17 protein-coding genes and 2 pseudogenes are annotated in these 24,376 nt (G+C 72.5%); 17 read left to right on the top strand and 2 right to left on the bottom strand.

Translation table 11 applies throughout. The features are described 5' to 3' along the window. Genes QUE38_RS04240 through QUE38_RS04230 form a run of 3 tightly spaced genes read left to right on the top strand, consistent with a single transcriptional unit; the run spans nucleotide 1 to nucleotide 2,266 of the window. Nucleotides 1-762, top strand: a complete 762-nt coding sequence (locus QUE38_RS04240) for a LamB/YcsF family protein (RefSeq protein ID WP_286310373.1) — start codon at nucleotides 1-3, stop codon at nucleotides 760-762. Next, nucleotides 759-1,406, top strand: a complete 648-nt coding sequence (locus tag QUE38_RS04235; RefSeq protein WP_286310372.1) for a 5-oxoprolinase subunit B family protein — start codon at nucleotides 759-761, stop codon at nucleotides 1,404-1,406. The genes QUE38_RS04240 and QUE38_RS04235 overlap by 4 nt, the downstream gene beginning before the upstream one ends. Continuing rightward, entirely contained in the window at nucleotides 1,403-2,266 is an 864-nt protein-coding gene (locus QUE38_RS04230) for a 5-oxoprolinase subunit C family protein (protein WP_286310371.1), read from the top strand. The genes QUE38_RS04235 and QUE38_RS04230 overlap by 4 nt, the downstream gene beginning before the upstream one ends. A gap of 23 nt (nucleotides 2,267-2,289) precedes the next feature. On the opposite strand, the gene QUE38_RS04225 is transcribed toward QUE38_RS04230, so the two are convergent. Both QUE38_RS04225 and QUE38_RS04220 read right to left on the bottom strand, forming a co-directional pair. Beyond that, the gene (locus QUE38_RS04225) at nucleotides 2,290-3,150 is read right to left on the bottom strand and encodes a spermidine synthase (RefSeq protein WP_286310370.1); all 861 of its coding nucleotides are present in this window, start codon (nucleotides 3,148-3,150) and stop codon (nucleotides 2,290-2,292) included. A gap of 9 nt (nucleotides 3,151-3,159) precedes the next feature. Beyond that, complete coding sequence (locus QUE38_RS04220) at nucleotides 3,160-3,906, bottom strand: spermidine synthase (RefSeq protein WP_286310369.1); 747 nt, start codon at nucleotides 3,904-3,906, stop codon at nucleotides 3,160-3,162. Nucleotides 3,907-4,170: 264 nt separating this feature from the next. On the opposite strand from QUE38_RS04220, the pseudogene QUE38_RS17420 reads away from it, so the two are divergent. The 14 genes and pseudogenes from QUE38_RS17420 to QUE38_RS04160 form a co-directional block, all read left to right on the top strand. After that, nucleotides 4,171-5,834 (top strand): annotated as a pseudogene (locus QUE38_RS17420) (DNA-directed RNA polymerase subunit beta); the annotation flags it as partial. Further along, nucleotides 5,823-7,676, top strand: a complete 1,854-nt coding sequence (rpoB, locus tag QUE38_RS17415; RefSeq protein WP_350227624.1) for a DNA-directed RNA polymerase subunit beta — start codon at nucleotides 5,823-5,825, stop codon at nucleotides 7,674-7,676. The pseudogene QUE38_RS17420 and the gene rpoB, both read left to right, overlap by 12 nt. A gap of 43 nt (nucleotides 7,677-7,719) precedes the next feature. Then, complete coding sequence (locus QUE38_RS04210) at nucleotides 7,720-11,616, top strand: DNA-directed RNA polymerase subunit beta' (protein WP_286310368.1); 3,897 nt, start codon at nucleotides 7,720-7,722, stop codon at nucleotides 11,614-11,616. A 165-nt stretch (nucleotides 11,617-11,781) separates the two neighbouring features. Beyond that, nucleotides 11,782-12,768 carry an ABC transporter gene (locus QUE38_RS04205; RefSeq protein ID WP_286310367.1) on the top strand — a complete coding sequence of 329 codons (987 nt, stop codon included), beginning with the start codon at nucleotides 11,782-11,784 and terminating at the stop codon, nucleotides 12,766-12,768. A gap of 339 nt (nucleotides 12,769-13,107) precedes the next feature. Then, a pseudogene (locus QUE38_RS17410) lies at nucleotides 13,108-13,974 on the top strand (RDD family protein); the annotation flags it as partial. A gap of 166 nt (nucleotides 13,975-14,140) precedes the next feature. Then, nucleotides 14,141-18,616 carry an FtsK/SpoIIIE domain-containing protein gene (locus tag QUE38_RS04200; protein WP_286310366.1) on the top strand — a complete coding sequence of 1,492 codons (4,476 nt, stop codon included), beginning with the start codon at nucleotides 14,141-14,143 and terminating at the stop codon, nucleotides 18,614-18,616. A 106-nt stretch (nucleotides 18,617-18,722) separates the two neighbouring features. Beyond that, nucleotides 18,723-19,049 carry a hypothetical protein gene (locus QUE38_RS04195; protein ID WP_286310365.1) on the top strand — a complete coding sequence of 109 codons (327 nt, stop codon included), beginning with the start codon at nucleotides 18,723-18,725 and terminating at the stop codon, nucleotides 19,047-19,049. A gap of 36 nt (nucleotides 19,050-19,085) precedes the next feature. Further along, complete coding sequence (locus QUE38_RS04190; protein WP_286310364.1) at nucleotides 19,086-20,306, top strand: UbiA family prenyltransferase; 1,221 nt, start codon at nucleotides 19,086-19,088, stop codon at nucleotides 20,304-20,306. A 58-nt stretch (nucleotides 20,307-20,364) separates the two neighbouring features. Then, complete coding sequence (locus QUE38_RS04185; protein ID WP_286310363.1) at nucleotides 20,365-20,988, top strand: hypothetical protein; 624 nt, start codon at nucleotides 20,365-20,367, stop codon at nucleotides 20,986-20,988. Then, nucleotides 20,985-21,566 carry a hypothetical protein gene (locus QUE38_RS04180; protein WP_286310362.1) on the top strand — a complete coding sequence of 194 codons (582 nt, stop codon included), beginning with the start codon at nucleotides 20,985-20,987 and terminating at the stop codon, nucleotides 21,564-21,566. Before QUE38_RS04185 ends, QUE38_RS04180 begins: the two co-directional genes overlap by 4 nt. After that, nucleotides 21,559-22,509 carry a hypothetical protein gene (locus tag QUE38_RS04175; RefSeq protein WP_286310361.1) on the top strand — a complete coding sequence of 317 codons (951 nt, stop codon included), beginning with the start codon at nucleotides 21,559-21,561 and terminating at the stop codon, nucleotides 22,507-22,509. Before QUE38_RS04180 ends, QUE38_RS04175 begins: the two co-directional genes overlap by 8 nt. 117 nt (nucleotides 22,510-22,626) lie before the next feature. After that, nucleotides 22,627-22,914, top strand: coding sequence for a WXG100 family type VII secretion target (locus tag QUE38_RS04170; protein WP_281884881.1), 288 nt, complete (start codon nucleotides 22,627-22,629; stop codon nucleotides 22,912-22,914). Nucleotides 22,915-22,996: 82 nt separating this feature from the next. After that, nucleotides 22,997-23,473 (top strand): DUF6121 family protein, encoded by a 477-nt coding sequence (locus tag QUE38_RS04165; protein WP_286310360.1) that lies wholly within the window; start codon nucleotides 22,997-22,999, stop codon nucleotides 23,471-23,473. 59 nt (nucleotides 23,474-23,532) lie between these two features. After that, nucleotides 23,533-24,183 (top strand): spermidine/putrescine ABC transporter substrate-binding protein, encoded by a 651-nt coding sequence (locus QUE38_RS04160; protein ID WP_286310359.1) that lies wholly within the window; start codon nucleotides 23,533-23,535, stop codon nucleotides 24,181-24,183. The last annotated feature ends 193 nt before the right edge of the window (nucleotides 24,184-24,376 follow it).

Below are 24,376 nucleotides of genomic sequence, written 5' to 3'. Positions count from 1 at the left end.
GTGTCCGGCACGATCGACGTCAACAGCGACCTGGGTGAGTCGTTCGGGCAGTGGCGCATGGGCGACGACGAGCAGATGCTCCGCGCGGTCTCGAGCGCGAACGTCGCGTGCGGCTTCCACGGCGGCGACCCGACCACGATGCTCGAGACCTGCCGCATCGCGGCCGCGTCGGGCGTGGTCATCGGGGCGCACCCGTCCTTCCCCGACCTCGTGGGCTTCGGCCGCCGGCACCTGAAGGTCTCGCCCGCCGAGCTCGCCGCCGACACCGTCTACCAGCTCGGCGCGCTCGCGGGCGTCGCGACCGCGGCGTCGACCGCCATGCGCTACGTCAAGCCGCACGGCGCGATGTACGCGGCGGTCGCGGCGGACGCCGACCTCGCCGAGGCCTTCGCGCGTGCGGTCGCCGCGTTCGACTCAGGGCTCGCCGTGCTCGGCATGCCGGGGTCCGCGGTCGAGCGGGCGGCGGATGCCGCGGGGCTGCGCTTCGTCGCCGAGGCGTTCGCCGACCGGGGCTACCTGGCCGACGGCACCCTCGCGCCGCGCAACCAGCCCGGCGCGCTCGTGACCGACCCAGAGGCCGCCGCCGTTCGCGTGGTCCGCATGCTCGCCGACGGCGAGGTGGAGGCCGTCGGCGGCGGCGTCGTGCGCATCGAGGCCGAGTCGGTCTGCGTGCACGGCGACACCCCGGGCGCGGTCGACATCGCGCGCGCGGTGCGGGCCGCGCTCGCCGACGCCGGCGTCCCGGTGGGGGCGTTCGCATGAGCACCGTCGCGGGCGGCGGCGCGCGCCGAATCCTCCCGTCCGGGGAGCACGCGGTGCTGGTCGAGTGCGAGGACGCCGACGAGGTGCTCGGCCTGCACGCCGCGCTCACCGCGTCGCGGCCCGACGGGGTCGTCGACCTGGTGCCCGCGGCACGCACGGTGCTCGTCACCGTCGACCCGGCGAGCATCGCGCTCGAGACGGCGACCTCCTGGATCGCGCACACCGAGCCCGCCCCGATCGACGCGGTCGCCTCCGAGGCCGTCGAGCTGGCCGCACGCTACGACGGGGACGACCTCGCGTCCGCCGCGTCCGCCCTCGGCGTCACCGTCGACGAGCTCGTGGCGGCCCACCTCGGCGCGACCTGGCGGGTCGCGTTCACCGGGTTCGCCCCGGGATTCGGCTACCTCGTGAGCGACGACTGGCCGTACGACGTGCCGCGGCTCGCGAGCCCGCGCACGCGCGTGCCCGCCGGGGCGATCGGCCTCGCCGGCGGCTACTCGGGCGTCTACCCGCGCGAGAGCCCGGGCGGCTGGCGGCTCATCGGCACGACGGATGCCGAGCTGTGGAACCCGGCCGCCGATCCGCCGGCGCGACTCGTGCCCGGCGCGACCGTGCGCTTCGTGCGGCGGGAGGCCGAGTCGTGACCGGCCGTCTCACGGTGCTCGCCCCCGGTGCCCTGACGCTCGTGGAGGACCGCGGTCGCCCCGGCTGGGCGCACCTCGGCGTGGGCGAGTCCGGCGCCGCCGACCGTGCCGCGCTCGGCCTCGCGAACCGGCTCGTCGGCAACGCCCCGCACACTGCGGCGCTCGAGTGCGCGATCGGCGGGCTCCACCTCCGGTTCGACGACGCGGCGTGGTTCGCGGTCACGGGCGCGTGGGGCGACGTGACGCTCGACGGTGAGGCCGTGCGCCCCGAGACCGCGACGCGGGCGCGGCCCGGCGCCGAGCTCGTGCTGCCCACGGCCGCGCACGGGCTGCGCTACGTGGTGGGCGTGCGCGGCGGCATCGCCGTGCCGCGCGTGCTCGGCTCGCGCTCGCGCGACACGCTCGCGGGGCTTGGGCCCGCCCCGCTCGCCGCGGGCGACGAAGTGCCCATCGGCGACGAGACCGCCGGCGCCATCCCCGCACTCGACCGGCTCACCGCGTGGGCGCCGGTCGACGACCAGGTCGTCGCGGGCCTCGTGCCCGGCCCGCGCGCCGACTGGTTCACGGATGCCGCTCGGCTCGCGCTCTTCGAGACGGAGTGGCGGGTCTCGCCGCAGTCCGACCGCATCGGCGTGCGCCTCGACGGGCCCGCGCTCGAACGCCGCGTACCCGGCGAGCTGGCCAGCGAGGGCGTCGTGCGCGGTTCGGTGCAGGTGCCGCCGACCGGCACCCCGACGGTGCTGCTCGCCGACCACCCCGTCACGGGCGGCTACCCCGTGATCGCGGTCGTGTCGCACGCCTCGATCGACGCGTTCGCCCAGCTGCGGCCGGGCCAGTCGGTGCGGTTCCGGCACGCCTGAGCCGGACCTCGGCGATCGGGGCGCTAGGCGTTCGGCTTGGTCAGGAACACCGACCGCGCGGGCGGTGGCGACGGCACCGCGGTCGCATCCGTCACGAACGGGGCACCGGCGACGAACCGGTGCAGTTCGGCGCCCGCCACGACCTTCGCGGGCGCCGGGTCGCTCGCGAGCCGCCGGGGCAACTGCGCGAACGGCAGCTCGTCCGGGCTCGCGTACGCGACCACGTTGCCGAAGCGCCGGCCCTTGAGCATGCCCGGGTCGGCGGCGATCGCCACCTCGGGCAGCACACGCGAGAGCGTCGCCACCTGCCCGCGCGCGAAGGCGAGGCCGGCGCCGTCGGCGATGTTCACGACGAGGATGCCGCGGGGCGCGAGCAGCGGCGTGAGCAGCTCGTAGAACTCGGCGCTCGTCACGTGCGCGGGCGTGCGCGCGCCCGAGAAGATGTCGACCACCACGATGTCGGCCCGCCCGTGCAGCCCGCGCGGGAAGCGGCCGGCGACCTCGCGGGCGTCGCCGTGCCGCACGCGGATCTGGGCGCCGCGCGGCAGCGGCAGGTGCTCGCGCACGAGTTCGACGAGGTCGGACTCCAGTTCGACGACCTGCTGGCGGGAGCCCGGTCGCGTGGCCGCCACGTACCGCGGCAGCGTCAGCGCGCCGCCGCCGAGGTGCACGGCCGTGATCGGCTCGCCCGGCTCGGCGACGAGGTCGATCGCGTGCCCGATGCGCCGCACGTACTCGAACCCGAGCCACTCGGGCCGCTCGAGGTCGACGTGCGACTGCGGCGTGCCGTCGACGTACAGCGTCCACGATCCGGGTCGCCCGCGGTCCTCCTCGAGCCGTGCGTGATGCCCGCTCGCGGCGAGGGTGCGTTCGGGCTCGGGCATGCGCCAACGCTACCCGAGCAGCGTACGCGCGGCCTCGGCCGACCCGAGCACGGTCGCGGGGTGCGGGCCGATGCGTCGGAGCGGCGCAACCCACGCGTCGAGGCGCTCGCCGGCACCGCCGACCAGTACGACGTTGCCGCCCCGCTCGCCGGCGAACAGGTCGGCCGGCCCGAGTGCGAGCAGGCTCCCGAACGCGTCGGCGAGCGCGGGTGCGACCAGGCGCACCGACGCCAGGTCGCCGTCGTCCACCACGTTGGCGATCGCGATGCCGTCGGGCACGAGGCCCGCGAGCGTCCGGTACCAGTCGGCGGATGCCGCGAAGCCCGGCGCGTCGAGCCCGACGTACGCGTCCACGACGGCGACGTCGAACCGGGCGTCGAGCCCCGGCACGAGCGCGGCGGCGTCGCCCGTGCGCACGTCGATCGACCGGGCGGCGGCCGGGCCCAGGGGCATCCGCTCGCCCACGACCCGCACGACGTCGGGGTCGTTCTCGATCACCACCTGGCGCGAGCCCGGGCGGAGCGCGGCGACGTGGCGTGCGAGCGTCATCGCGCCGCCGCCGACGTGCAGCACCCGGAGTGCGGCGCCGGGATCCGCGACGAGCGAGAGCACCCCGCCGACGCGGTGCGCGTAGTCGTAGTGCAGGCGGGCCGGGTTCGCGGGGTCGACGACCGACTGCGGGCGATCGTCGACCACCAGTTCGAGCGCCCCGGCGAAGACCGGGCTCGGCTCGACGCGCACGCGGGAACGGCTCATCGGGCACCCTTTCGGCTCGGCTGCATCCGGCTTATACCCCAGCCATCGCAGGAGGTCAAGAATCCGACTGGACACGGCGTGGCATCCGGCCTATAGTTAACCTTTGCGCTCCCAGACCATCTCTGCCTTCATATTGCGGTCGGCTTCGTGTGTCCGGAGACATCGGCGGATTCGGCGTCCGTCGGCGTGCCCGGCACCTACGCAACACGTGAGTCTGCGGGGTACTTCCACCACTATCGACGGTAATCCGGCCCGACGGGGCCCATGGAGGTAATTTCCTTGGCTGCTGCGCGTAACGCGAACATGCCCACTCCCAAGAACGGACGCAACGCGAAGCGACTGTCTTTCGCGAAGGTCACCGACACCCTCACCGTACCCGATCTCCTCGCCCTCCAGACCGAGTCGTTCGACTGGCTCGTGGGCAACGACGCGTGGAAGGCGCGTGTGGAGGAGGGCGTCGAGTCCGGTCGCACCGACCTGGCAGAGGCGAGCGGCCTCGAGGAGATCTTCGAGGAGATCTCGCCCATCGAGGACCTCGGCGAGACCATGCAGCTGAGCTTCACGAACCCGGAGCTCGAGCCCGCCAAGTACTCGATCGACGAGTGCAAGGAGAAGAGCAAGACCTACTCGGCACCGCTCTACGTGAACGCCGAGTTCATGAACCACCTCACCGGTGAGATCAAGACCCAGACGGTCTTCATGGGCGACTTCCCGCTCATGACCCCGAAGGGCACCTTCGTCATCAACGGCACCGAGCGCGTCGTCGTCTCGCAGCTCGTCCGTTCGCCCGGCGTGTACTTCGAGCGCGCCCAGGAGAAGACCTCCGACAAGGACATCTACTCCGCCCGCGTCATCCCGAGCCGCGGCGCCTGGCTCGAGTTCGAGATCGACAAGCGCGACCAGGTCGGCGTGCGCATCGACCGCAAGCGCAAGCAGTCGGTCACCGTCTTCCTCAAGGCCCTCGGCCTCACCTCGGAGGAGATCCTCGAGGAGTTCGCCGGCTACGAGTCGATCGCCCTCACCCTCGAGAAGGACAACATCCTCACGAAGGAGGAGGCGCTCAAGGACATCTACCGGAAGCTCCGTCCGGGCGAGCAGGTCGCCGCCGAGGCCGCCCGCGCGCTGCTGGACAACTTCTACTTCAACCCGAAGCGCTACGACCTCGCCAAGGTCGGCCGGTACAAGATCAACAACAAGCTCGGCCTCGAGGCCCCGCTGACCGACTCGGTGCTGACCGTCCAGGACATCGTGTCGACGATCAAGTACTTGGTCGCGCTGCACGACGAGCGCAAGACCCTGCCGGGTCGCCGCGGTGGCAAGGACGTCGAGCTCCGCCTCGACGTCGACGACATCGACAACTTCGGCAACCGTCGCATCCGCGCCGTCGGCGAGCTGATCCAGAACCAGGTCCGCACCGGCCTCTCGCGCATGGAGCGCGTGGTCCGCGAGCGCATGACCACGCAGGACATCGAGGCGATCACGCCGCAGACCCTGATCAACGTGCGCCCCGTCGTGGCCGCGATCAAGGAGTTCTTCGGCACCTCGCAGCTGTCCCAGTTCATGGACCAGAACAACCCGCTGGCCGGGCTCACGCACAAGCGCCGCCTGTCGGCGCTCGGCCCCGGCGGCCTCTCGCGCGACCGCGCGGGCGTCGAGGTCCGCGACGTGCACCCCTCGCACTACGGCCGCATGTGCCCGATCGAGACGCCGGAAGGCCCGAACATCGGCCTCATCGGCTCGCTCGCGTCGTTCGCGCGCATCAACTCGTTCGGCTTCATCGAGACCCCTTACCGCCGGGTCGAGAACGGCCGGGTCACCGAGCACATCGACTACCTGACCGCGATGGACGAGAAGGACTTCGTCGTCGCCCAGGCGAACGCCCCCTCAAGAAGGACGGGCACTTCGTCGAGGAGCGCGTGCTGGCCCGCAAGACCGGCGGCGAGGTCGACCTCATCCCCGCCGACGAGATCGGCTACATGGACGTCTCGCCGCGCCAGATGGTGTCGGTGGCGACCTCGCTCATCCCGTTCCTCGAGCACGACGACGCGAACCGCGCCCTCATGGGTGCGAACATGCAGCGCCAGGCCGTGCCGCTGCTGCGCAGCGACTCGCCCTACGTCGGCACCGGCATGGAGGGCTACGCGGCGATCGACGCCGGCGACGTGCTCACCGCCGACGCGTCCGGCGTGGTCTCCGAGGTCTCGGCCGACTTCGTGACGGTCGACCTCGACGAGGGCGGCACGCAGACCTACTGGCTGCGCAAGTTCGACCGCTCGAACCAGGGCACCTCGTACAACCACCGCGTGATCGTCAACGCCGGTGAGCGCATCGAGGCCGGCGAGGTCATCGCCGACGGCCCCGCGACCGACAACGGCGAGCTCGCGCTCGGCAAGAACCTCCTCGTGGCGTTCATGCCGTGGGAGGGCCACAACTTCGAGGACGCGATCATCCTCAGCCAGAACCTGGTGAAGGACGACGTCCTCTCCTCGATCCACATCGAGGAGTACGAGGTCGACGCCCGCGACACCAAGCTCGGCAAGGAGGAGATCACCCGCGACCTCCCGAACGTGAGCCCCGACCTGCTGGCCGACCTCGACGAGCGCGGCATCATCCGCATCGGCGCCGAGGTCCGCCCCGGCGACATCCTCGTCGGCAAGGTCACGCCGAAGGGCGAGACCGAGCTGAGCGCCGAGGAGCGCCTGCTCCGCGCGATCTTCAACGAGAAGAGCCGCGAGGTGCGCGACACGTCGCTCAAGGTCCCCCACGGCGAGCAGGGCACGATCATCGGCGTCAAGGTGTTCGACGCGCAGGACGGTGACGACGAGCTCGGCTCGGGCGTCAACCAGCGCGTGGTCGTCTACATCGCGCAGAAGCGCAAGATCACCGAGGGCGACAAGCTCGCCGGCCGCCACGGCAACAAGGGCGTCATCTCGAAGATCCTGCCGGTCGAGGACATGCCGTTCCTCGCCGACGGCACGCCGGTCGACGTGATCCTCAACCCGCTCGGCATCCCCGGCCGCATGAACTTCGGCCAGGTGCTGGAGACCCATCTCGGCTGGGTCGCCAAGCAGGGCTGGAAGGTCGAGGGCAACCCGGAGTGGGCCGGGCGCCTGCCCGAGGTCGCCCGCGAGGCGGAGCCCGGTTCGAAGGTCGCCACGCCCGTGTTCGACGGCGCGCTCGAGGAGGAGATCGCAGGTCTCCTCGACTCGACGCACCCGAACCGCGACGGCGAGCGCCTGATCGACTCCAGCGGCAAGACGCAGCTGTTCGACGGCCGCTCCGGCGAGCCGTTCCCGTACCCCACCTCGGTCGGCTACATGTACATCCTGAAGCTGCACCACCTGGTGGACGACAAGATCCACGCGCGCTCGACGGGCCCGTACTCGATGATCACCCAGCAGCCGCTCGGCGGTAAGGCCCAGTTCGGCGGTCAGCGCTTCGGTGAGATGGAGGTGTGGGCGCTCGAGGCCTACGGCGCCGCGTACGCACTGCAGGAGCTGCTCACGATCAAGTCCGACGACATCCTCGGCCGCGTCAAGGTGTACGAGGCGATCGTCAAGGGCGAGAACATCCAGGAGCCCGGCATCCCCGAGTCCTTCAAGGTGCTCATGAAGGAGATGCAGTCGCTCTGCCTGAACGTCGAGGTGCTGTCGGCAGACGGCACGGCGGTCAGCCTGCGCGACACGGATGACGAGGCCTTCCGCGCTGCGGAGGAGCTCGGCATCAACATCTCCACCCGGTTCGAGTCGTCGAACATCGACGAGATCTGAACCAGGCCGATAGAAGAACCTCAGGAAATCTCTAGGAGAGAAATTGCTCGACGCAACCACTTTTGACGAGCTTCGCATCGGCCTGGCCACCGCCGAGGACATCCGCCGCTGGTCGTACGGCGAGGTCAAGAAGCCCGAGACGATCAACTACCGCACGCTCAAGCCCGAGAAGGACGGCCTCTTCGGCGAGCAGATCTTCGGACCGAGCCGCGACTGGGAGTGCTCGTGCGGCAAGTACAAGCGCGTCCGCTTCAAGGGCATCGTCTGCGAGCGCTGCGGTGTCGAGGTCACGAAGTCGTCCGTGCGCCGTGAGCGCATGGGCCACATCGAGCTGGCCGCGCCCGTCACGCACATCTGGTACTTCAAGGGCGTGCCCTCGCGCCTCGGGTACCTGCTCGACATGGCTCCGAAGGACCTCGAGAAGGTCATCTACTTCGCGGCGTACATGATCATCGACATCGACGAGGAGGGTCGCCACGCCGACCTGCCCGGGCTCGAGAACGAGCTCCGCCTCGAGATCAAGACGATCGGCGACCAGCGCGACGCGCGCATCGCCGAGCTCATGACCCGCAAGGAGGAGGAGCTCGCGCAGCTCGAGGCCGACGGTGCCAAGAGCGACCAGAAGAAGCGCGCCGAGGCCGCCGCCGACAAGGAGATGGCCGGCGTCCGCAAGTCGGCCGACGAGCAGGTCGCGCACCTCGAGCGCGTCTGGGACGAGTTCCGCACGCTGAAGGTCGGCGACCTGAAGCCCGAGGACCCGGTGTTCCACGAGCTCCAGGACCGCTTCGGCATCTACTTCGACGCCTACATGGGCGCCGAGGCGATCAAGCAGCGGCTCGAGAGCTTCGACCTGAAGGCCGAGGCGGAGGACCTGCACCTGCAGATCGCCGAGGGCAAGGGCCAGAAGAAGATCCGCGCCATCAAGCGCCTGCGCGTCGTCAACTCGTTCCTCGCCACCGGCAACTCGCCGGCCGCGATGGTGCTCGACGTCGTCCCGGTCATCCCGCCGGAGCTGCGCCCGATGGTGCAGCTCGACGGTGGCCGCTTCGCCACGAGCGACCTGAACGACCTGTACCGCCGCGTGATCAACCGCAACAACCGCCTCCGTCGACTGCTCGACCTCGGCGCGCCCGAGATCATCGTGAACAACGAGAAGCGGATGCTCCAGGAGGCCGTCGACGCGCTGTTCGACAACGGCCGTCGTGGTCGCCCGGTCACCGGTACCGGCAACCGTGCGCTCAAGTCGCTGTCCGACATGCTGAAGGGCAAGCAGGGCCGGTTCCGCCAGAACCTGCTCGGCAAGCGCGTCGACTACTCGGGCCGTTCGGTCATCGTGGTCGGCCCGCAGCTGAAGCTGCACCAGTGCGGCCTGCCCAAGCAGATGGCGCTCGAGCTGTTCAAGCCGTTCGTCATCAAGCGCCTGATCGACCTGAGCCACGCGCAGAACATCAAGGCCGCCAAGCGCATGGTGGAGCGTTCGCGCCCGCAGGTGTGGGACGTGCTCGAGGAGATCATCCGCGAGCGCCCCGTCCTGCTGAACCGCGCGCCCACGCTGCACCGCCTCGGCATCCAGGCGTTCGAGCCGCAGCTCGTCGAGGGCAAGGCCATCCAGCTGCACCCGCTCGTCTGCGCCGCGTTCAACGCGGACTTCGACGGCGACCAGATGGCCGTGCACCTGCCGCTGTCGGTCGAGGCGCAGGCCGAGGCCCGCATCCTGATGCTCGCGTCGAACAACATCCTGAAGCCGTCGGACGGCCGTCCGGTGACCCTGCCCTCGCAGGACATGATCATCGGCCTGCACCACCTGACGACCGAGAAGGAGGGCGTCGCCGGTGAGGGCCGTGCGTTCTCGTCGATCGCCGAGGCGATCCTCGCGTTCGACCAGAACTCGCCGCTGCGCACCGAGCTCGACCTCAACGCGAAGGTGAAGATCCGTCTCGACGGGCTGCACTTCGCCGAGGGCGAGGCGCCCGAGGGCTTCGAGCCCGGCAAGCCGTTCGCACTGGAGACGACCCTCGGTCGCGCCCTCTTCAACGAGGCGCTGCCGACGGACTACCCGTACTTCAACGCGCAGGCCGGCAAGGGCCAGATCTCGTCGATCGTCAACGACCTCGCCGAGCGCTACCCGAAGGTGGAGGTCGCAGCGACCCTCGACCGGATCAAGGACGCCGGCTTCCGCTGGGCGACCCGCTCCGGCGTGACCGTCGCCCTCTCCGACGTCGTCGCACCCCCGCAGAAGGCGGAGATCGTGGCGAAGCACGAGAAGGAGGCCGCGAAGGTCCAGGCGCAGTTCGAGAAGGGTCTCACGACCGACCTCGAGCGTCGTCAGGAGCTCATCCAGATCTGGACCAAGGCCACCGACGAGGTCGCCCAGGCCATGCGCGAGAACTTCCCGGAGGACAACACCATCAACCGCATGGTGTCCTCGGGTGCTCGCGGTAACTGGCTGCAGGTGCGCAACATCGCCGGTATGCGCGGTCTGGTGAACAACCCGAAGGGTGAGATCATCCCGCGCCCGATCATCTCGAGCTACCGCGAGGGCCTGACCGTGGCGGAGTACTTCATCGCCACGCACGGTGCCCGCAAGGGTCTCGCCGACACCGCGCTCCGCACCGCGGACTCGGGCTACCTGACGCGTCGTCTGGTCGACGTCTCGCAGGACGTCATCATCCGCGAGGAGGACTGCGGCACGACTCGCGGCCTGGCCTTCACGATCGCCGAGGCCGACGAGGCGGGCGTGCTCCGCGAGGCGGCCGACGTCGACAACTCGGTGTACTCGCGCAACCTGGCATCCGACGCCGTCGATGCCACGGGCGAGGTGCTGGCCGAGGCCGGCGCCGACGTGGGCGACGTGCTCATCGACCGCCTGGTCAAGGCGGGCGTCGAGTCGATCAAGGTCCGCTCGGTGCTCACCTGCGAGTCGAGCGTCGGCGTCTGCGCGAAGTGCTACGGCCGTTCGCTCGCGACCGGCAAGCTCGTCGACATCGGCGAGGCCGTCGGCATCATCGCGGCCCAGTCGATCGGCGAGCCCGGCACGCAGCTGACCATGCGTACCTTCCACACCGGTGGTTCGGCCTCGGCCGACGACATCACGCAGGGTCTGCCCCGCGTGCAGGAGCTCTTCGAGGCCCGCACCCCCAAGGGTGCGTCGCCGATCGCGGAGGCCCCCGGCAAGATCACGATCGACGAGACCGAGAAGCAGCGCAAGGTGATCCTCACCCCCGACAACGGGGACGAGCCGATCGCGTACAACGTGCTCAAGCGCTCGACCCTCCTGGTCGAGGACGGCCAGCACGTCGAGCTCGGCGAGCAGATCATCGTCGGAACGGTCGACCCGAAGGAGGTGCTCCGCGTCAAGGGCGTCCGCGCCGTGCAGAAGCACCTCGTCGAGGGCGTGCAGGACGTGTACCGCTCGCAGGGCGTGCCGATCCACGACAAGCACATCGAGGTCATCGTGCGCCAGATGCTGCGCAAGGTCACGGTCGTCGACCACGGCGACACCGACCTGCTGCCGGGCGAGCTCGTCGACCGCAGCCGGTACAACGAGATCAACCGCGCGTCGCTGACCGAGGGCAAGAAGACCGCCTCGGCCCGCCAGGAGGTCATGGGCATCACCAAGGCCTCGCTCGCGACCGAGTCGTGGCTGTCGGCCGCGTCCTTCCAGGAGACGACCCGCGTGCTCACGCAGGCCGCCATGGAGGGCAAGTCCGACCCGCTGGTCGGCCTCAAGGAGAACGTCATCATCGGCAAGCTGATCCCGGCCGGTACCGGGCTCGGCAAGTACCGCAACGTGACGGTCGAGGCGACCGAGGAGGCGAAGGCGGAGCGCTACCCGAACCGCATCTTCTCCGAGGACGCGGTCTTCTCCGAGGGCGACCTGAGCTTCGTCGACTTCGACTCGTTCTCGAGCGACGACTTCACCCCCGGCAACTACCAGTAGTCACGCCGACACGACGAGGGCCCCGGAGCGATCCGGGGCCCTCGTCGTGTATCCGGGGCCGGGCCCGCGGCCGCGCGACACCCGTGCGCGGCGCCCGGCTGAGGGCGGCTCGCGTTGCTAGAGTGACCGCGACGGGGCGCTCGGCGCGCCCGGAAGGGGTGCCACATGAGCGACACGACGCCCGGATCTCGACCCGAGGACGAGCCCACGAGCACGCCGCAGGCCGACACCGGTGAGACCGACACGACGACGGGTGCGGATGCCCCGCAGGCCGATGCCGCACCGACGTCGGAGCCGCCCGCGCCCCCGGCTCCGCCGACCGACTCCGCGCAGGAGTCCGACACCTCGGAGCTCGACGCCGCCGTGCAGCGGGCGCAGGCCGACCACCCGGCGCCCGACGCCGCGGCCGCGGACGAGCCGGTCGCCGAACCCGCCGCACCTGCGGCCGAGCCGGAGCCGGCGCCCGCGCCCGCCGAGCCGGAGACCCCGACCGAGCAGGTCCCGGCTGCCGACGAGGCGCCCACGACCGAGCCGCCCGCACCCGTGGCTCCGGCAGCCCCGGCGGCGCCGGCACCGCCGGCCGAGCCCGAGCAGCGCGCGATCTACGTGCAGGCGCCCACCCCGCCGCGTCCGAGGGGCAACCGGGGCTTCGGGGTGCTCGTCGGCCTCATCGCGACGGTCGCGTTCGCGGCCCTCTACGCGCTCGCCGGCTACCTGCTGGTCTTCGTGCAGGGCTCGACGGCCGAGCCGATCGACGCGTTCCTGCAGTTCCTCGGCCACCCCGCGTTCTGGGTGCCCGTGCTCGTCTTCTTCCTCTCGTTCATCCTGCTCGCGGCGATCGTGAACCGGAACGGCTGGTGGGCGTACGCGGTCTTCGGCCTCCTGGTCGGCATCGTCGTGTACTTCTCGTACGTCGGCGGCGCGCTGCTCGGCGAGGCCTGGAACCTCACCTCGGCCGAGGTCGGCGACTTCGTCGCGGCGCGCTGGCTCGACCCGCGCGCGATCCTCGCCGGCGTCTTCGCGCGCGAGGTGACGCTCTGGTTCGGTGCGTGGGTCGCGGCGCGGGGCCGCACCGTGACCGCGCGCAACCGCGCGGCGTACGAGGAGTACGACCGCCAGCTCGCGGCGGGGCCGCAGCTCACGCGTCACTGAGCGCAGGTTCCGGATGCCGCGGGCGGCCGCCGCCCGCGGCATCCGTCTGTCCACGGCGCGTCGCCGTCGTGCATCGGAGGGGCTCCGCCGCACGTAGGGTGGGAGTCCGGTGGTGACCGCTCCCCATCGACGGCGAGCCCGCGAGGTGTTCTCCTCGGATGCAGGTGCGTGCGCGCCGCCCGGATCGAGGTGCGCGACCGCGCCGACGAGGAAGGAACCGGCGTGAGCGTCACCCCACAGGCCGCAGCCGTCCGCGAGCCCGGCACGAGCGCCGGCGGCATCGCGGACCTCGACGACGCCGACGTGCTCGGCGTGCGGTCGGCGCCCACCGGCCGTCGCATGCTCGCGTTCACGATCGACGCGACGATCTGGTCGGTGCTCGCCGCCCCGGGAGTCGTCGGGGCGGTGCTGCTGTTGCGCGTGCTGCTGCCGGTCGCGCTGGGCGAGGCATCCGCTGCCGCCCCGTCCGACCTGCTGCTGCCGTTCGTGCTCGTGCTCGTCAGCCAGGTGCTGCTCGCGGTGTTCGGGCTGGTGCAGCTCATCCTGCACGGGCGCCGCGGCGTGACCGCGGGCAAGGCGAGCGCGGGGCTGCGCAGCGTGAGCGTGGTCACGTTCGGCCGCCCGGGGTTCTGGCGCCTCACCTGGCGCGCCACGGTGCTCTGGCTGTCGTGGTCGCTGCTGCCGCTGCTCGGACCGGCGCTGCTGTTCGCGTCGGGCCTCTGGGACCCGACCCGTCGCGGACGGAGCTGGCTCGACCGGCTGGGCTCGGTCTGGCTGGTCGACGCTCGGCACGCGCTCGATCCGGCGGACGCGAAGGCCGTGCGGCAGGCGCGGCGCGCGCTCGTCCCGGCGCCGTCCACGCGACGCGAGTCGCTGCCGTCACTGGCGACGGATGCCCCGGGCGCGGCCGCGTTCATCCCCGCGGCGAGGTCCGCATCGGGCGTGGTCGCCGCTCCCGCCGCCGACGAGGCGTGGGTGCCGCCCGCGCTCGGTGGCGCGCCTGCGGGAGACGGCCGGCCGGCCGGAGACGGCCGCATCGGCGCGGTGCTCGTGCTCGACGACGGCAGCCGCATCGACGTGACCGGCGACGGACTGCTCGGCCGGGCGCCCGAGCCGCGGGCCGGCGAACGGGTGGCGCAGTTGGTGCCCCTCGACGACCCGCGCATGGAGATCTCGAAGACGCACGCCGCGTTCGGCGTCGACGAGTCGGGGTTCTGGATCGCCGACCGCGGCTCGACCAACGGCACCGAGGTGCGCGGGCCGGGCGGCGAGCCCGTGGCGCTGCCCGCGGGGAGCGCATGTCGCTCGCCTGGGGGGCCCGGGTCGAGGTCGGCGGCAGGTCGTTCACGGTCGAGCGCGCGGAGGTCGGCGCATGAAGGTCAAGCTCTCCTACCGGCGCCCCGGCGGCGACGACGTCGACATCGTGGTCACCTCCGACGCGACCGCGACGGTGGGCGACGTCGCGCGTGCGATCGCCGGCAGCGACCCGCGCGGCACGGGCACGGCGGGCGTGCCGCTGACCCTCGCCGTCGCAGCCCCGACCGCCCGCGAGGCCACCACGCTCGCGTCGAGCGCGCTGTTCGCCGACGCGGCGATCGGGTCGGGCTTCCGCGCGGCGGTCGTGCCCGACGCGGGCGCGCGCACGGGCGGGCGGCGCGCGGCACCGGCCGCGGTGCTCGAGGTGCGCAGCGGACCCGAGGCCGGCCGGCGCATCGACCTGCCCGAGGGGCACAGCGTCATCGGCCGCGGCGGCGACGCCGACGTCGTGCTCGCCGACCCGCTCGTGTCGAAGCGCCACGCGCGCATCGAGGTCGGCCACGGCATCGAGCTCGTCGACCTGAACTCGGCCAACGGCATCCTCGTCGACGGCGGGCTCGTGCCCCGCCTCACCGTGATCCCCGGCCAGCCCATCGTGCTGGGCGACACCGAGGTCGCGATCACGCCCGTCGCATCGGCCGAGGTGGAGCACGACCCGGTGCTCGAACGCGGCGGCGCCCTGATGTTCAACCGGTCGCCGCGCGTGGAGCCGCGCTACCCGGGCACCGAGTACCCGCACCCCGACCTGCCCACCGAGGCGACGCCGCGCATGTTCCCGTGGCCGATGATCGTCGCACCGGTCATCATGGGGCTCTCGATCTACGCGCTGACCCAGCGGGTGCTCTCGCTGGTCATCGTCGCGATGGCACCGCTCATGCTGCTGGCGAACTGGTTCGGCCAACGGAGCTTCACGAGCCGGAAGGTCCGCCAGGAGATCGAGACGTTCGAGCTCCAGGCCGAGGCGCTCGAGGAGCGCCTGACCGCGGAGGTCGAGGTCGAGTTCGACCGCCGGCAGGGCGAGGCGCCCGCGGTCGCGACGGTCTACGAGCAGGCCATGCGCCTCGGCCCGATGCTCTGGACCCGGCGCCCCGAGCACTGGAACTTCCTGTCGTTCCGGCTCGGCACGGGTCGTGCGACGAGCCGCAATTCGATCGCGCCGTCACCCGGCGGGGGCGGCATCCCGGAGTACGCCGCCCGCGTCGAGAACCTGCGGGAGCGCTTCGCCACCATCGACGACATCCCCGTCGTGGAGCTCCTGCCGAGCGCCGGTGCGCTGGGCGTGGCCGGCCCCCGGGGCGTCGCCGCCGACGTCGTGCGCGGCCTCGGCGTGCAGCTGTTCGGCCTGCACGCGCCGAACGAGATCATCACGGCCGCGATCGTCGATCCCGGCTGGGCGCGCGAGCTCGAGTGGCTGAAGTGGATGCCGCACACCACGAGCCCGCGTTCGCCGTTCGCGCAGTTCGCGCTGGCCGACAGCCAGGCCACGGGCACCGCGCTGCTGAACGCGCTCGAGGAGACGATCCTGCAGCGCCTGTCGGGCACGGCCACGCGCCGGGGCCCGCTCCGCGACGCCGACACCGCGATGGAGCTCGGGTCGCAGATCGGCGAGGCGATCGACCAGGGCGGCGAGGTCGACGGCGACATGGCGCTCGTGCTGTTCGTGTCGGCGGATGCCCCGGTGGACCGGCCGCGCCTCACGCAGGTCATCGAGCGGGGTGCCGACGCGGGCATCTACACGATCTTCCTCGGGTCGAGCGTCGAGTCGCTGCCCGCCGCGTGCCGGTCGTACATCGACGCGTCCCGGGGGCTCGAGGATGCCACGGTCGGACTCGTCCGCGCCGGCCGTACCTACGAGCAAGTGCGCGTCGAGGGCGTCTCGGCCGCGTACGCCGACGTGTTCGCGAAGCGCCTCGCGCCCGTCGTCGACGCGAGCACCGTGGTGGCCGATTCGAGCGACCTGCCGCGCTCGGCGTCGATGCTCGGGCTCATCGGCCACGACCTCGCCGACCAGGCATCGAGCGTGGTCGAGCGCTGGCGGCAGAACGACTCGGTCGCCGACCGGTCCGGTGCGCCGCTGCCCCGGCTGAAGCGCGCCGGCACGCTCAAGGCGTTCGTGGGCCAGTCGAGCCCCGACGCGATGACCCTCGACCTGCGCAGCCAGGGCCCGCACGCGCTGGTGGGCGGCACCACGGGCTCGGGCAAGTCGGAGTTCCTCCAGGCATGGGTGCTCGGCATGGCCGCCGAGTACAGCCCCGACCGCGTGACGTTCCTGTTCGTCGACTACAAGGGCGGGTCGGCGTTCGCCGACTGCGTCGACCTGCCGCACTGCGTGGGCCTCGTGACCGACCTGAGCCCGCACCTCGTGCGCCGCGCGCTCACGAGCCTCCGGGCGGAGCTGCACCACCGCGAGCGGCTCTTCAACCGCAAGAAGGCGAAGGACCTGCTGGAGCTCGAGCGGCGGCGCGACCCCGAGTGCCCGCCGGCGCTCGTGCTCGTGATCGACGAGTTCGCGGCGCTCGCGAACGAGGTGCCCGAGTTCGTCGACGGCGTCGTCGACATCGCCCAGCGCGGGCGCTCGCTGGGCATCCACCTGATCATGGCGACGCAGCGGCCGGCCGGCGTGATCAAGGACAACCTGCGCGCGAACACGAACCTGCGGGTCGCGCTGCGCATGGCCGACGAGTCCGACTCCCGCGACGTGGTCGGCGACGCCGTCGCGGCGGGCTTCGACCCGTCGCTACCCGGGCGCGCGATCGCGAAGACGGGGCCGGGCCGGCTGGTGTCGTTCCAGGCGGCGTACGCGGGCGGCTGGAGCGTCGACGAGCAGACCGAGGCCGAGGTGCGCGTCGCCGAGCTGCGGTTCGGCGGCGTGGTGCTCTGGGAGGCCGACGCCGAGCCGGAGGCCGCCGACCTCGGCTCGGATCCCGGCCCGAACGACCAGAAGCGCATGGTGCGCAGCTTCGTGGAGGCGGCGACCCTGGCGTCGATCCCCACGCCGCGCCGGCCCTGGCTCGACGACCTCGCCCCGGCGGTCGACCTCGTCGACCTGCCGGTCGCGGGCGACGCGCAGGTGGTCGTCGGGCTCGCCGACCGGCCGGAGCGGCAGCTGCAGGAGCCAGTGCACTTCGTGCCCGACCGCGACGGGTCGATGCTCGTCTACGGCACGAGCGGCGCGGGGAAGTCGACCGCGCTGCGCACGGTCGCCATCGCGGCCGGCATGCGCCCCGACACCGGCGCGGCGCAGGTGTACGGGCTCGACTTCGGGTCGGGTTCGTTGCGGTCGCTCGAGTCGCTGCCGCACGTGGGCGCGGTCATCCCGGGCGACGACCCGGAGCGAATCCAGCGGCTGCTGCGCACCGTCGGCGACCTGCTCGACCGCCGCGGCCGCGAGTTCAGCGCGGTCAACGCGGCGAGCCTGACCGAGTACCGCGAGCTGACCGGACGCAGCGAGCCGCGCGTGTTCGTGCTCGTCGACGGGTTCGCGCAGTTCCGTGCGGAGTGGGACGGCGCCGCGGTCCGCGCGCCGTTCTACAACGCGTTCATGCGCATCCTCGGCGAGGGCCGACCGCTCGGGGTGCACGTGGTCGCCACGGCCGATCGTGCGGGCGCGGTGCCCACCGCGGTCGCGGCGAACATCACCAAGCGCATCGTGCTGCGGCTCTCCGAGGAGACGGCCTACCAGGTGCTCGGGGTGCCGAAGGACGTGCTCGACGAGCGCTCCGCTCCGGGCCGGGCGATCGTCGACGGCGCCGAGGCGCAGGTCGCGGTGCTGGGCGGCTCGACGAACGTCGCCATGCAGACCACGGCGCTCGAGGCGCTCGCCGAGCGCCTCCGCCGGGAGGGCGCGCCCGAGGCACCGGGCATCGGCGCGCTGCCCGTCTCGTACCCCGCGGAGCACCTGCCCGAGCAGGTCGCCGGCGAGCCGGTGCTCGGCCTCGCCGACGAGACCCTCGGCCCGATCGGCTTCGAGCCCGTCGGCACCTTCGCGGTGACCGGCCCGCCCCAGAGCGGCAAGTCGCAGGCGCTGCGCGGCCTCGTCGACGCCATGCGGCGGTTCGATCCCGACGTGCGCCTCTTCCACTTCGCCGGCCGTCGCGCGCAGCTCGGCGAGCACGCGCCGTGGACGCGCAGCGCCACGAACGTGGCCGACGCGAAGGCGCTGGCGAAGGAGCTCGTCGACCTCATCCCCGACGAGTCGCTCGGCCACCGCATCATGGTCGTGGTCGAGCAGGTCACGCAGTTCGCCGACACCGAGGCCGAGCGCCCGCTCAAGGAGCTCTTCCAGGCCGTGAACCGCAGCGACCACTTCCTCGTGGGCGACGCCGACGTGTCGCTGCTCTCGAGCGGGTTCGGCTTCATCGGCGACTTCAAGGCCGGGCGTCGCGGCGTGGCGCTGCGGCCCGACGCCTACGACGGCGACTCGGTGTTCAAGGTGCCGTTCCCCAAGGTCAAGCGAGCGGACTTCCCCGAGGGCCGTGGCATCTTCGTGCAGAACGGCCGCATCCAGACGGTGCAGCTGCCGCTGTCATGACACGGATGCCTCCGATGGGGATCGCTCCCCATGTCCCCGACGCCCGGGCCGGCAATAGGCTCGCCATCGCCGGCAGCGAACCGGCAGACACCCGAGGAGGCGCAACATGTCGGACGTGCTGATCAGCTACTCGGTGCTGAACGAGCTCAACGGCTCGCTCAAGCAGATCCTGGTCGAGCTCGACGAGGCCTCGAACCGGTCGGACCAGCTCGAGGAGGCGATCGGCACGCCGTGCGGGCGCGGCGAGCTGCGTTCGAAGGCGAGCAGCTTCGAGTCGGGCTGGGACGACCGGAGGCGGTTCCTCCGCGAGGACATCGCCAAGGTGCAGCAGCACGTCGAGGAGACCGGCGCCGCGTGGGAGGACTGGGACGTCGAGGCGTCGAAGTCCCTGAGCGTCGACGCCGGCGAGACCCGCGACCTGCCGCGCGGCTGACCCACCCGACGACCACACCGACGAGGAGCGACACGCATGGATCCCACCCGCCTGGGCCGCGAGATCGAGTGGATCGAGGGCCACCCCGGCGACATCACGCGCCGCGGCGACGAGATCGTCGACCTCGGCATGCAGATGCGCGAGTCCGCCGGGCTGCTCAAGGCGATCGCCGAGGGCGCGGAGGGCATGGAGGGCCTGAGCGTCGACGCGCTCCGCGAGGTCATCGGCGACGTGCACGAGGAGCTGCGGCTCGCCGGCGAGCGCTACTCGCCCACGGGGCTGGCGCTGAAGGTCTACGCGGGTTCGCTCGAGGAGGTCCAGACGGGGCTCCGCACCCTCCTCGACGACTGCGAGCAGGCGTGGAACACGTACACGTCGCGGCACATGGAGTACGCGACCATGCCGCTGCCCATGCCCGACCCGGAGACCGGCGCGACCGACGACACGACCCGGGAGAACGCACGGATCGCGCGGGAGCAGGCGCACGACGCCTGGGAGCTGCTCGCCGACGACTACGACGCCCGCTACGACACCTGGGAGACGGCGTTCGAGCGCGCGACCGACGCGATCGGCACGGCGACCGACGGCGGCATCGAGGACTCGTGGACCGACGACCTCGCCGGCTTCGCCGACACCGCGCTCAAGGTGCTCCAGGTGGTCGGCATCGTGCTCGCGGTGCTCGCGATCGTCATCGGCGGGCCGCTCATCGCGGTGCTCGGCACCATCGCCGCGATCCTCGCGCTCGCGCTCACGGTCTACATGAAGTTCTACGGGCGCGCGTCGTGGGGCGACGTCGCGTGGGCGATCGTCGGCGTGATCCCCATCGGCAAGCTGGGCGCCTTCGCCGAGGGCGGCGAGGCGGGCACGAAGGCGTTCCTCAAGGGGTTCGTCGCGGCCGACGAGTTCGGCCCCGCGATCGGCCAGGTCCGCAGCGGCTGGACCGCCGTGCGGACCGGCTTCACCGCGGCGGGAAGCGGGGTGCCCGGGCTGGCCGGCGCAGGGCGCTCGCTGTTCACCGAGATCGCCGGCGAGATGGGCGGCGGAGCCGACATCTTCGCGCGGTACATGGGTGTCGCCGACAACGTCGCCCTTCAGGCAGCCACCGACAACGGCGTCAACGCGGCGCACCTCGTGGCGGGCCACATGGACGTCAACATCAAGACCACGATCTCGAACATCGTGGGCGTGTTCGGCACCGCGACGCCGCCCGAGCCTCCCGTCGACACCTGGCGCGAGCAGCTGGCCGCGACCTCGTGACCCGCACGGCGAGGCCGTCGGTTCGCGTGCGCCCCGCGGACGCGCGAGGATGTGACGGATGTCACTGAGAGACGAGCTCCTCGGCGCCCGCCCGGAGGTCCCACCGTTCCAGCTCATCCTCCCGCCGGGGTGGGTCGAGCACGCACCCGATCAGGTGGGGGAGCAGGCGATGCTCGCACGGGCATCCGATCGCCTGCGCCGCCAGCACCGGCCCGACCTGAACGCGCAGCTGCGCACCCTGACCCGCCAGGCGTTCGCCGACCTCCGCCGCCTCGACGCGGTCGCGTACTTCGTACAGGACACCGCGCCCGACGACGCCATCATGCCCATGTCGATCACCGCGACCCGCATGACCGCGCCCGACGGCGGCACGCTCGATGCGCAGGTGTCCGAGCTCATCCGCAGCCACGGCGCACGCGCCCTGAACGAGGACCGCGCCATGATCCGCTGGGAGCGCTCGGGCACGCACGAGGTGAACGGCGAGCGCATCGGCTCGCACACGGTCTCGTACCTCACGCCCATCCCCGGGACGCGTCGTCGCAGCGCCCTGCGCTTCGCCGCGGTCATCGCGCACCCCGTGGGCACGGCCCCCTCGGAGCATCCGCTCGCCGGCTTCATCCTGGTCGCCGACGCGATCATGGGCACCTTCGCCTGGATGCCCCGGACGGAGGGCGCCCGGTGAACGCCACGGACCTCGACCTGCAGGTGCCGGATGCCTCGTGGAGCGTCGTGCCCCGCGAGGCGACGGCCGAACGGTGGGACGCGTTCGCGTCCGAGCTCGAGGCCGGCTACGCCGCCGGGCGCGGCGCGTTCGGCGACGAGCAGCGCATGGCGCTCCGGGTGATGCTCGACGAGGTGCGCGCGCAGGTCGCCCCCGACGACGCGCTCACCCTGCTGTTCCGCCCGTACGCGGTGCCGGTCACCGCGGTCGTGCACGTGCGCGTCGCCGCGATCGCCGAGGGCGACGACGTCGCGGCGGGGCTGCGCCACGCGCTCACGCCCGACCTGCCGCTCGCGATCCCGCCCGTGGTCGAGGACGTGACCGCGGCGGGCCTCGGCGCCGGTCGCAGGTCGACCTTCGTCGCTGCGGCACCGGATGCCGCCGGGCACCCGGTCGGCGGCATCAGCTACGCCTTCGCGGCCGACGGGTTCGCGGTGCACGTGCTGACCTCGCCCACCAGGCCGACCGTACTCGGCCTGCTCGAGGAGCAGCTCGAGCAGATCGTGCAGACCCTGCGCATCCTGCCGTCCGATGGCTGAACCGGCGGGTTCCGAGCCGGCAGGCGGCGAGCGGATGCCCGGTGCCGACGCCGCCGCCGAGTGGGCCCGGTCCGTGCGCGCCGCCGGCCCCGCCGAGCTCGCCGACCTCGACCGTCGGCTGCTCGCCTCCGCGCCCGACGTGCTGGGCGCCGTCGAGCGCGAAGCGCGGGACTACGGCGACGAGGTGGCGGCGGCCGACCGCGCGCAGGGCGGCGCCGCCGCGGTCGTGCGCATCGCGGCACGTGCCGAGTCCGACCATCCCCGCGCCGGGTGCGCCTCGCTGCTGCTCACCGGGGCACTCCTGCTGCCGGTCACGGTCGCCTTCGCGCTGCTCGTCGCTCGCGGGACGATCGGGCTGGCCGACGCCCTCGCCGTCGGCGGCGTGCTCGCGTCCGTCTCCGGCGTCGCCGCGCTCGTGCTGCTCGTCGCCGCGCCGGCCGCGCCACGGCTGCTGCAGCCCCTGCCGCGCATCGCCATCGGCACCGGCGCGGTGGGGGTGGTGACCGCCGGCCTCGCACTCCAGCGGGTCGCGGACGACCCGCTGAACGCGGCCTCGGCCGACGGCTGGCTCCCGGTGATCGTGGTGTCCGCCGTCCCCATGCTGGCGCTCGCGGTCGTGGATTCGGTGCGCCGGGTGCGGATGCGCGCGGCACTGGACGCCGACACGGCCGACGACCGGGCGATCGCCGACCCGTTCCTCGCCGACGTCGCCGACGCGCGGCTCCGCGCGGTCGAACGAGTCGACGAGGCGCTCGCGGCGCTGTCGGACGACGAACGATCGGCGATGGAGGCAGCGCGCGCTGCCGCACTCGAGCGGCTGTCGCGGCGCGGGCTGCTCGCTCCGCGACGGGTGCGCGCGATCTCGTCCGAGCCGGTGGGGGCCCTGCTGCTCGCCGAGGCCGAGGCGGCGCACGTGCCACCGCAGGCCCCGCACTCGGCGTGAGCGTGCACTGTCCACGGGTGGGGAGCGCTGCCCATCGCCCGTCGGTGCGGGCCGGGTTAGCGTAGGTGTCGTTCGGTCCGCGAGGGACCGGTGGAGACGATCGGGAAGGTGGAACTCATGGCGGACTTCGGAGCGTCGTACGGCGAGATGGAGGCCATGGCGGCGAAGCTCGGCGACGCGCGGGACGACATCCAGGCGCAGCTCGACCAGCTGAAGGCGTCGGTGGACAACCTGCTGGGCGAGGACTTCCGCACCCAGCACGCGTCCGGCCGGTTCGGGCAGGGCTACGAGGAGCTGACGACGGGCCTGAAGTCGGCCGTGGACGGCATCGGCGAGATGGGCGAGTCGCTGCGCGCGATGATGCACGCGATCCAGGACCTCGACCAGCAGCTCGCGGGCGGCTGATCGGCGGGGGACGCGGAACGAGGGGAGGCGCGAGCCTCCCCTCGGCGCGTTCGGGCCGGGGCCTGCGGCGTAGGCTCGGACGATGGACGCCGACCAGCGGAACTACGCCCGGGCGCTCGCCCCGTTCGCGACCGCGACGTATCTCGCCGCCCTGGTCTGCGCGTTCGGCTTCCTCGCCCTGCTGTTCGGCGGCGACCCGATCACGTTGCCCGACGCGGGCCTGCTGCTCGGCCCCGCGATGGTCGGGGTGGCGGTGCTGGTGCTGCTGGCGATGCTGCTGTTCGCGGTGCCCGGTCGCCGGTTCCGCGACCAGGCCGCCTCCACCTGGTTCGGCATCTGGACGGGCGTCGCCGCGTGGGCCGGGTACGTGCTGACCGGGGTGATCGCGTACGGGGGCACCGTCGACTCGCTCGACTTCGCCGTCACCCTCGTGCTGAGCCCGTTCACGTCGATCGTGGCGCTCTTCGCGGCGGCCGTGACGTGGGCCGACATCGCGCTCGTCCGGCGGCGCGGCCGCAGCGCCGGGCCGCCGCGCTGGCCCTGGGAGGAGCGCACGTGACGCGCCGTGCGTCCGCCGCGCGGTGCATCGGAGGCGTGCACGCGCTAGCGTGAACCGCGATGGACGGGTCGATCGAGGCTCGGGTCAGCCACGAGGTCGACAACTGGCTCCGCTGGCTCCCGCGGTGGCGCCCCGGCACCGCACGTGCCCGGGTGCGGCTCTGCCGACGCTGCTTCGGCTCGCCGATCCTCGCCGCGGCGGGCCTCGAGGTCGACGTGCCGCACGGCGTGCAGCACGCCCTGTCGATGCGCATGAAGGGCATCATCGACGTGGCCGTCGACGACTACACCGACCGCAACCTCCCGCTGCTGCACCGCGAGCTGCGCCAGGCCGAGGAGCGCAAGGCGCGTCGGCCCTACCGTCCGGGCGAGGGGCTCGACCCCGAGTACCGCGGACTCGAGCTCGATCCGGACCCGTCGCCCGACCAGCCGTTCCTGTTCACGATCGGCGGGCTCGAGCGCGACGCGGCGGAGGGCGCGGAGGCGGAGCATCCGCGCCCCCTCTCGGCCGAGGAGAAGGCCGCCATCCGCGAGGAGGTCCGGCTGGCGGACGAGTTCGCGAAGCAGATCGGGCGCCGCATCTGCGCCGCGCTGCGCGACCACCGCGCGCGCATCGCGGAGGGGATCGCCGGCGTCGTCGAGCCGCAGGTCGCCGAGCTCCTCGCCGACCTCGACCGCGAGCTCGACTCGCCCATGTGGCCGGGGCCCTGAGCCGGTCCCTGAGCAGTCGCTGGGGGCTCGCGCCGCCATTTGACCACCCAGAACACCCCGGGTAACATTGATCTGGTGTGCGCTTCGCCGCGCGCCTGAAGCGTGCCCCCGGGTACGAGCCGGGTAGCGAACGGATCCACACTCCAAGGGAACTCTGGACGAGTTACCCCCACGGCATACCCACCATACGAAG

Source organism: Agromyces mangrovi, from assembly GCF_030296695.1.
Lineage (GTDB): Bacteria > Actinomycetota > Actinomycetes > Actinomycetales > Microbacteriaceae > Agromyces > Agromyces mangrovi.
This window is presented reverse-complemented; position numbering and strand designations above follow the sequence as displayed.

What these genes read in the sequence shown, in the direction of transcription:
- QUE38_RS04235 (WP_286310372.1), top strand. Translation starts at nt 759, where the DNA reads ATGAGCACCGTCGCGGGCGGCGGCGCGCGCCGAATCCTCCCGTCCGGG.
- QUE38_RS04225 (WP_286310370.1), bottom strand. Translation starts at nt 3,150, where the DNA reads ATGCCCGAGCCCGAACGCACCCTCGCCGCGAGCGGGCATCACGCACGG.
- QUE38_RS04220 (WP_286310369.1), bottom strand. Translation starts at nt 3,906, where the DNA reads ATGAGCCGTTCCCGCGTGCGCGTCGAGCCGAGCCCGGTCTTCGCCGGG.
- QUE38_RS04205 (WP_286310367.1), top strand. Translation starts at nt 11,782, where the DNA reads ATGAGCGACACGACGCCCGGATCTCGACCCGAGGACGAGCCCACGAGC.
- QUE38_RS04200 (WP_286310366.1), top strand. Translation starts at nt 14,141, where the DNA reads ATGAAGGTCAAGCTCTCCTACCGGCGCCCCGGCGGCGACGACGTCGAC.
- QUE38_RS04195 (WP_286310365.1), top strand. Translation starts at nt 18,723, where the DNA reads ATGTCGGACGTGCTGATCAGCTACTCGGTGCTGAACGAGCTCAACGGC.
- QUE38_RS04190 (WP_286310364.1), top strand. Translation starts at nt 19,086, where the DNA reads ATGGATCCCACCCGCCTGGGCCGCGAGATCGAGTGGATCGAGGGCCAC.
- QUE38_RS04185 (WP_286310363.1), top strand. Translation starts at nt 20,365, where the DNA reads ATGTCACTGAGAGACGAGCTCCTCGGCGCCCGCCCGGAGGTCCCACCG.
- QUE38_RS04175 (WP_286310361.1), top strand. Translation starts at nt 21,559, where the DNA reads ATGGCTGAACCGGCGGGTTCCGAGCCGGCAGGCGGCGAGCGGATGCCC.
- QUE38_RS04170 (WP_281884881.1), top strand. Translation starts at nt 22,627, where the DNA reads ATGGCGGACTTCGGAGCGTCGTACGGCGAGATGGAGGCCATGGCGGCG.
- QUE38_RS04165 (WP_286310360.1), top strand. Translation starts at nt 22,997, where the DNA reads ATGGACGCCGACCAGCGGAACTACGCCCGGGCGCTCGCCCCGTTCGCG.
- QUE38_RS04160 (WP_286310359.1), top strand. Translation starts at nt 23,533, where the DNA reads ATGGACGGGTCGATCGAGGCTCGGGTCAGCCACGAGGTCGACAACTGG.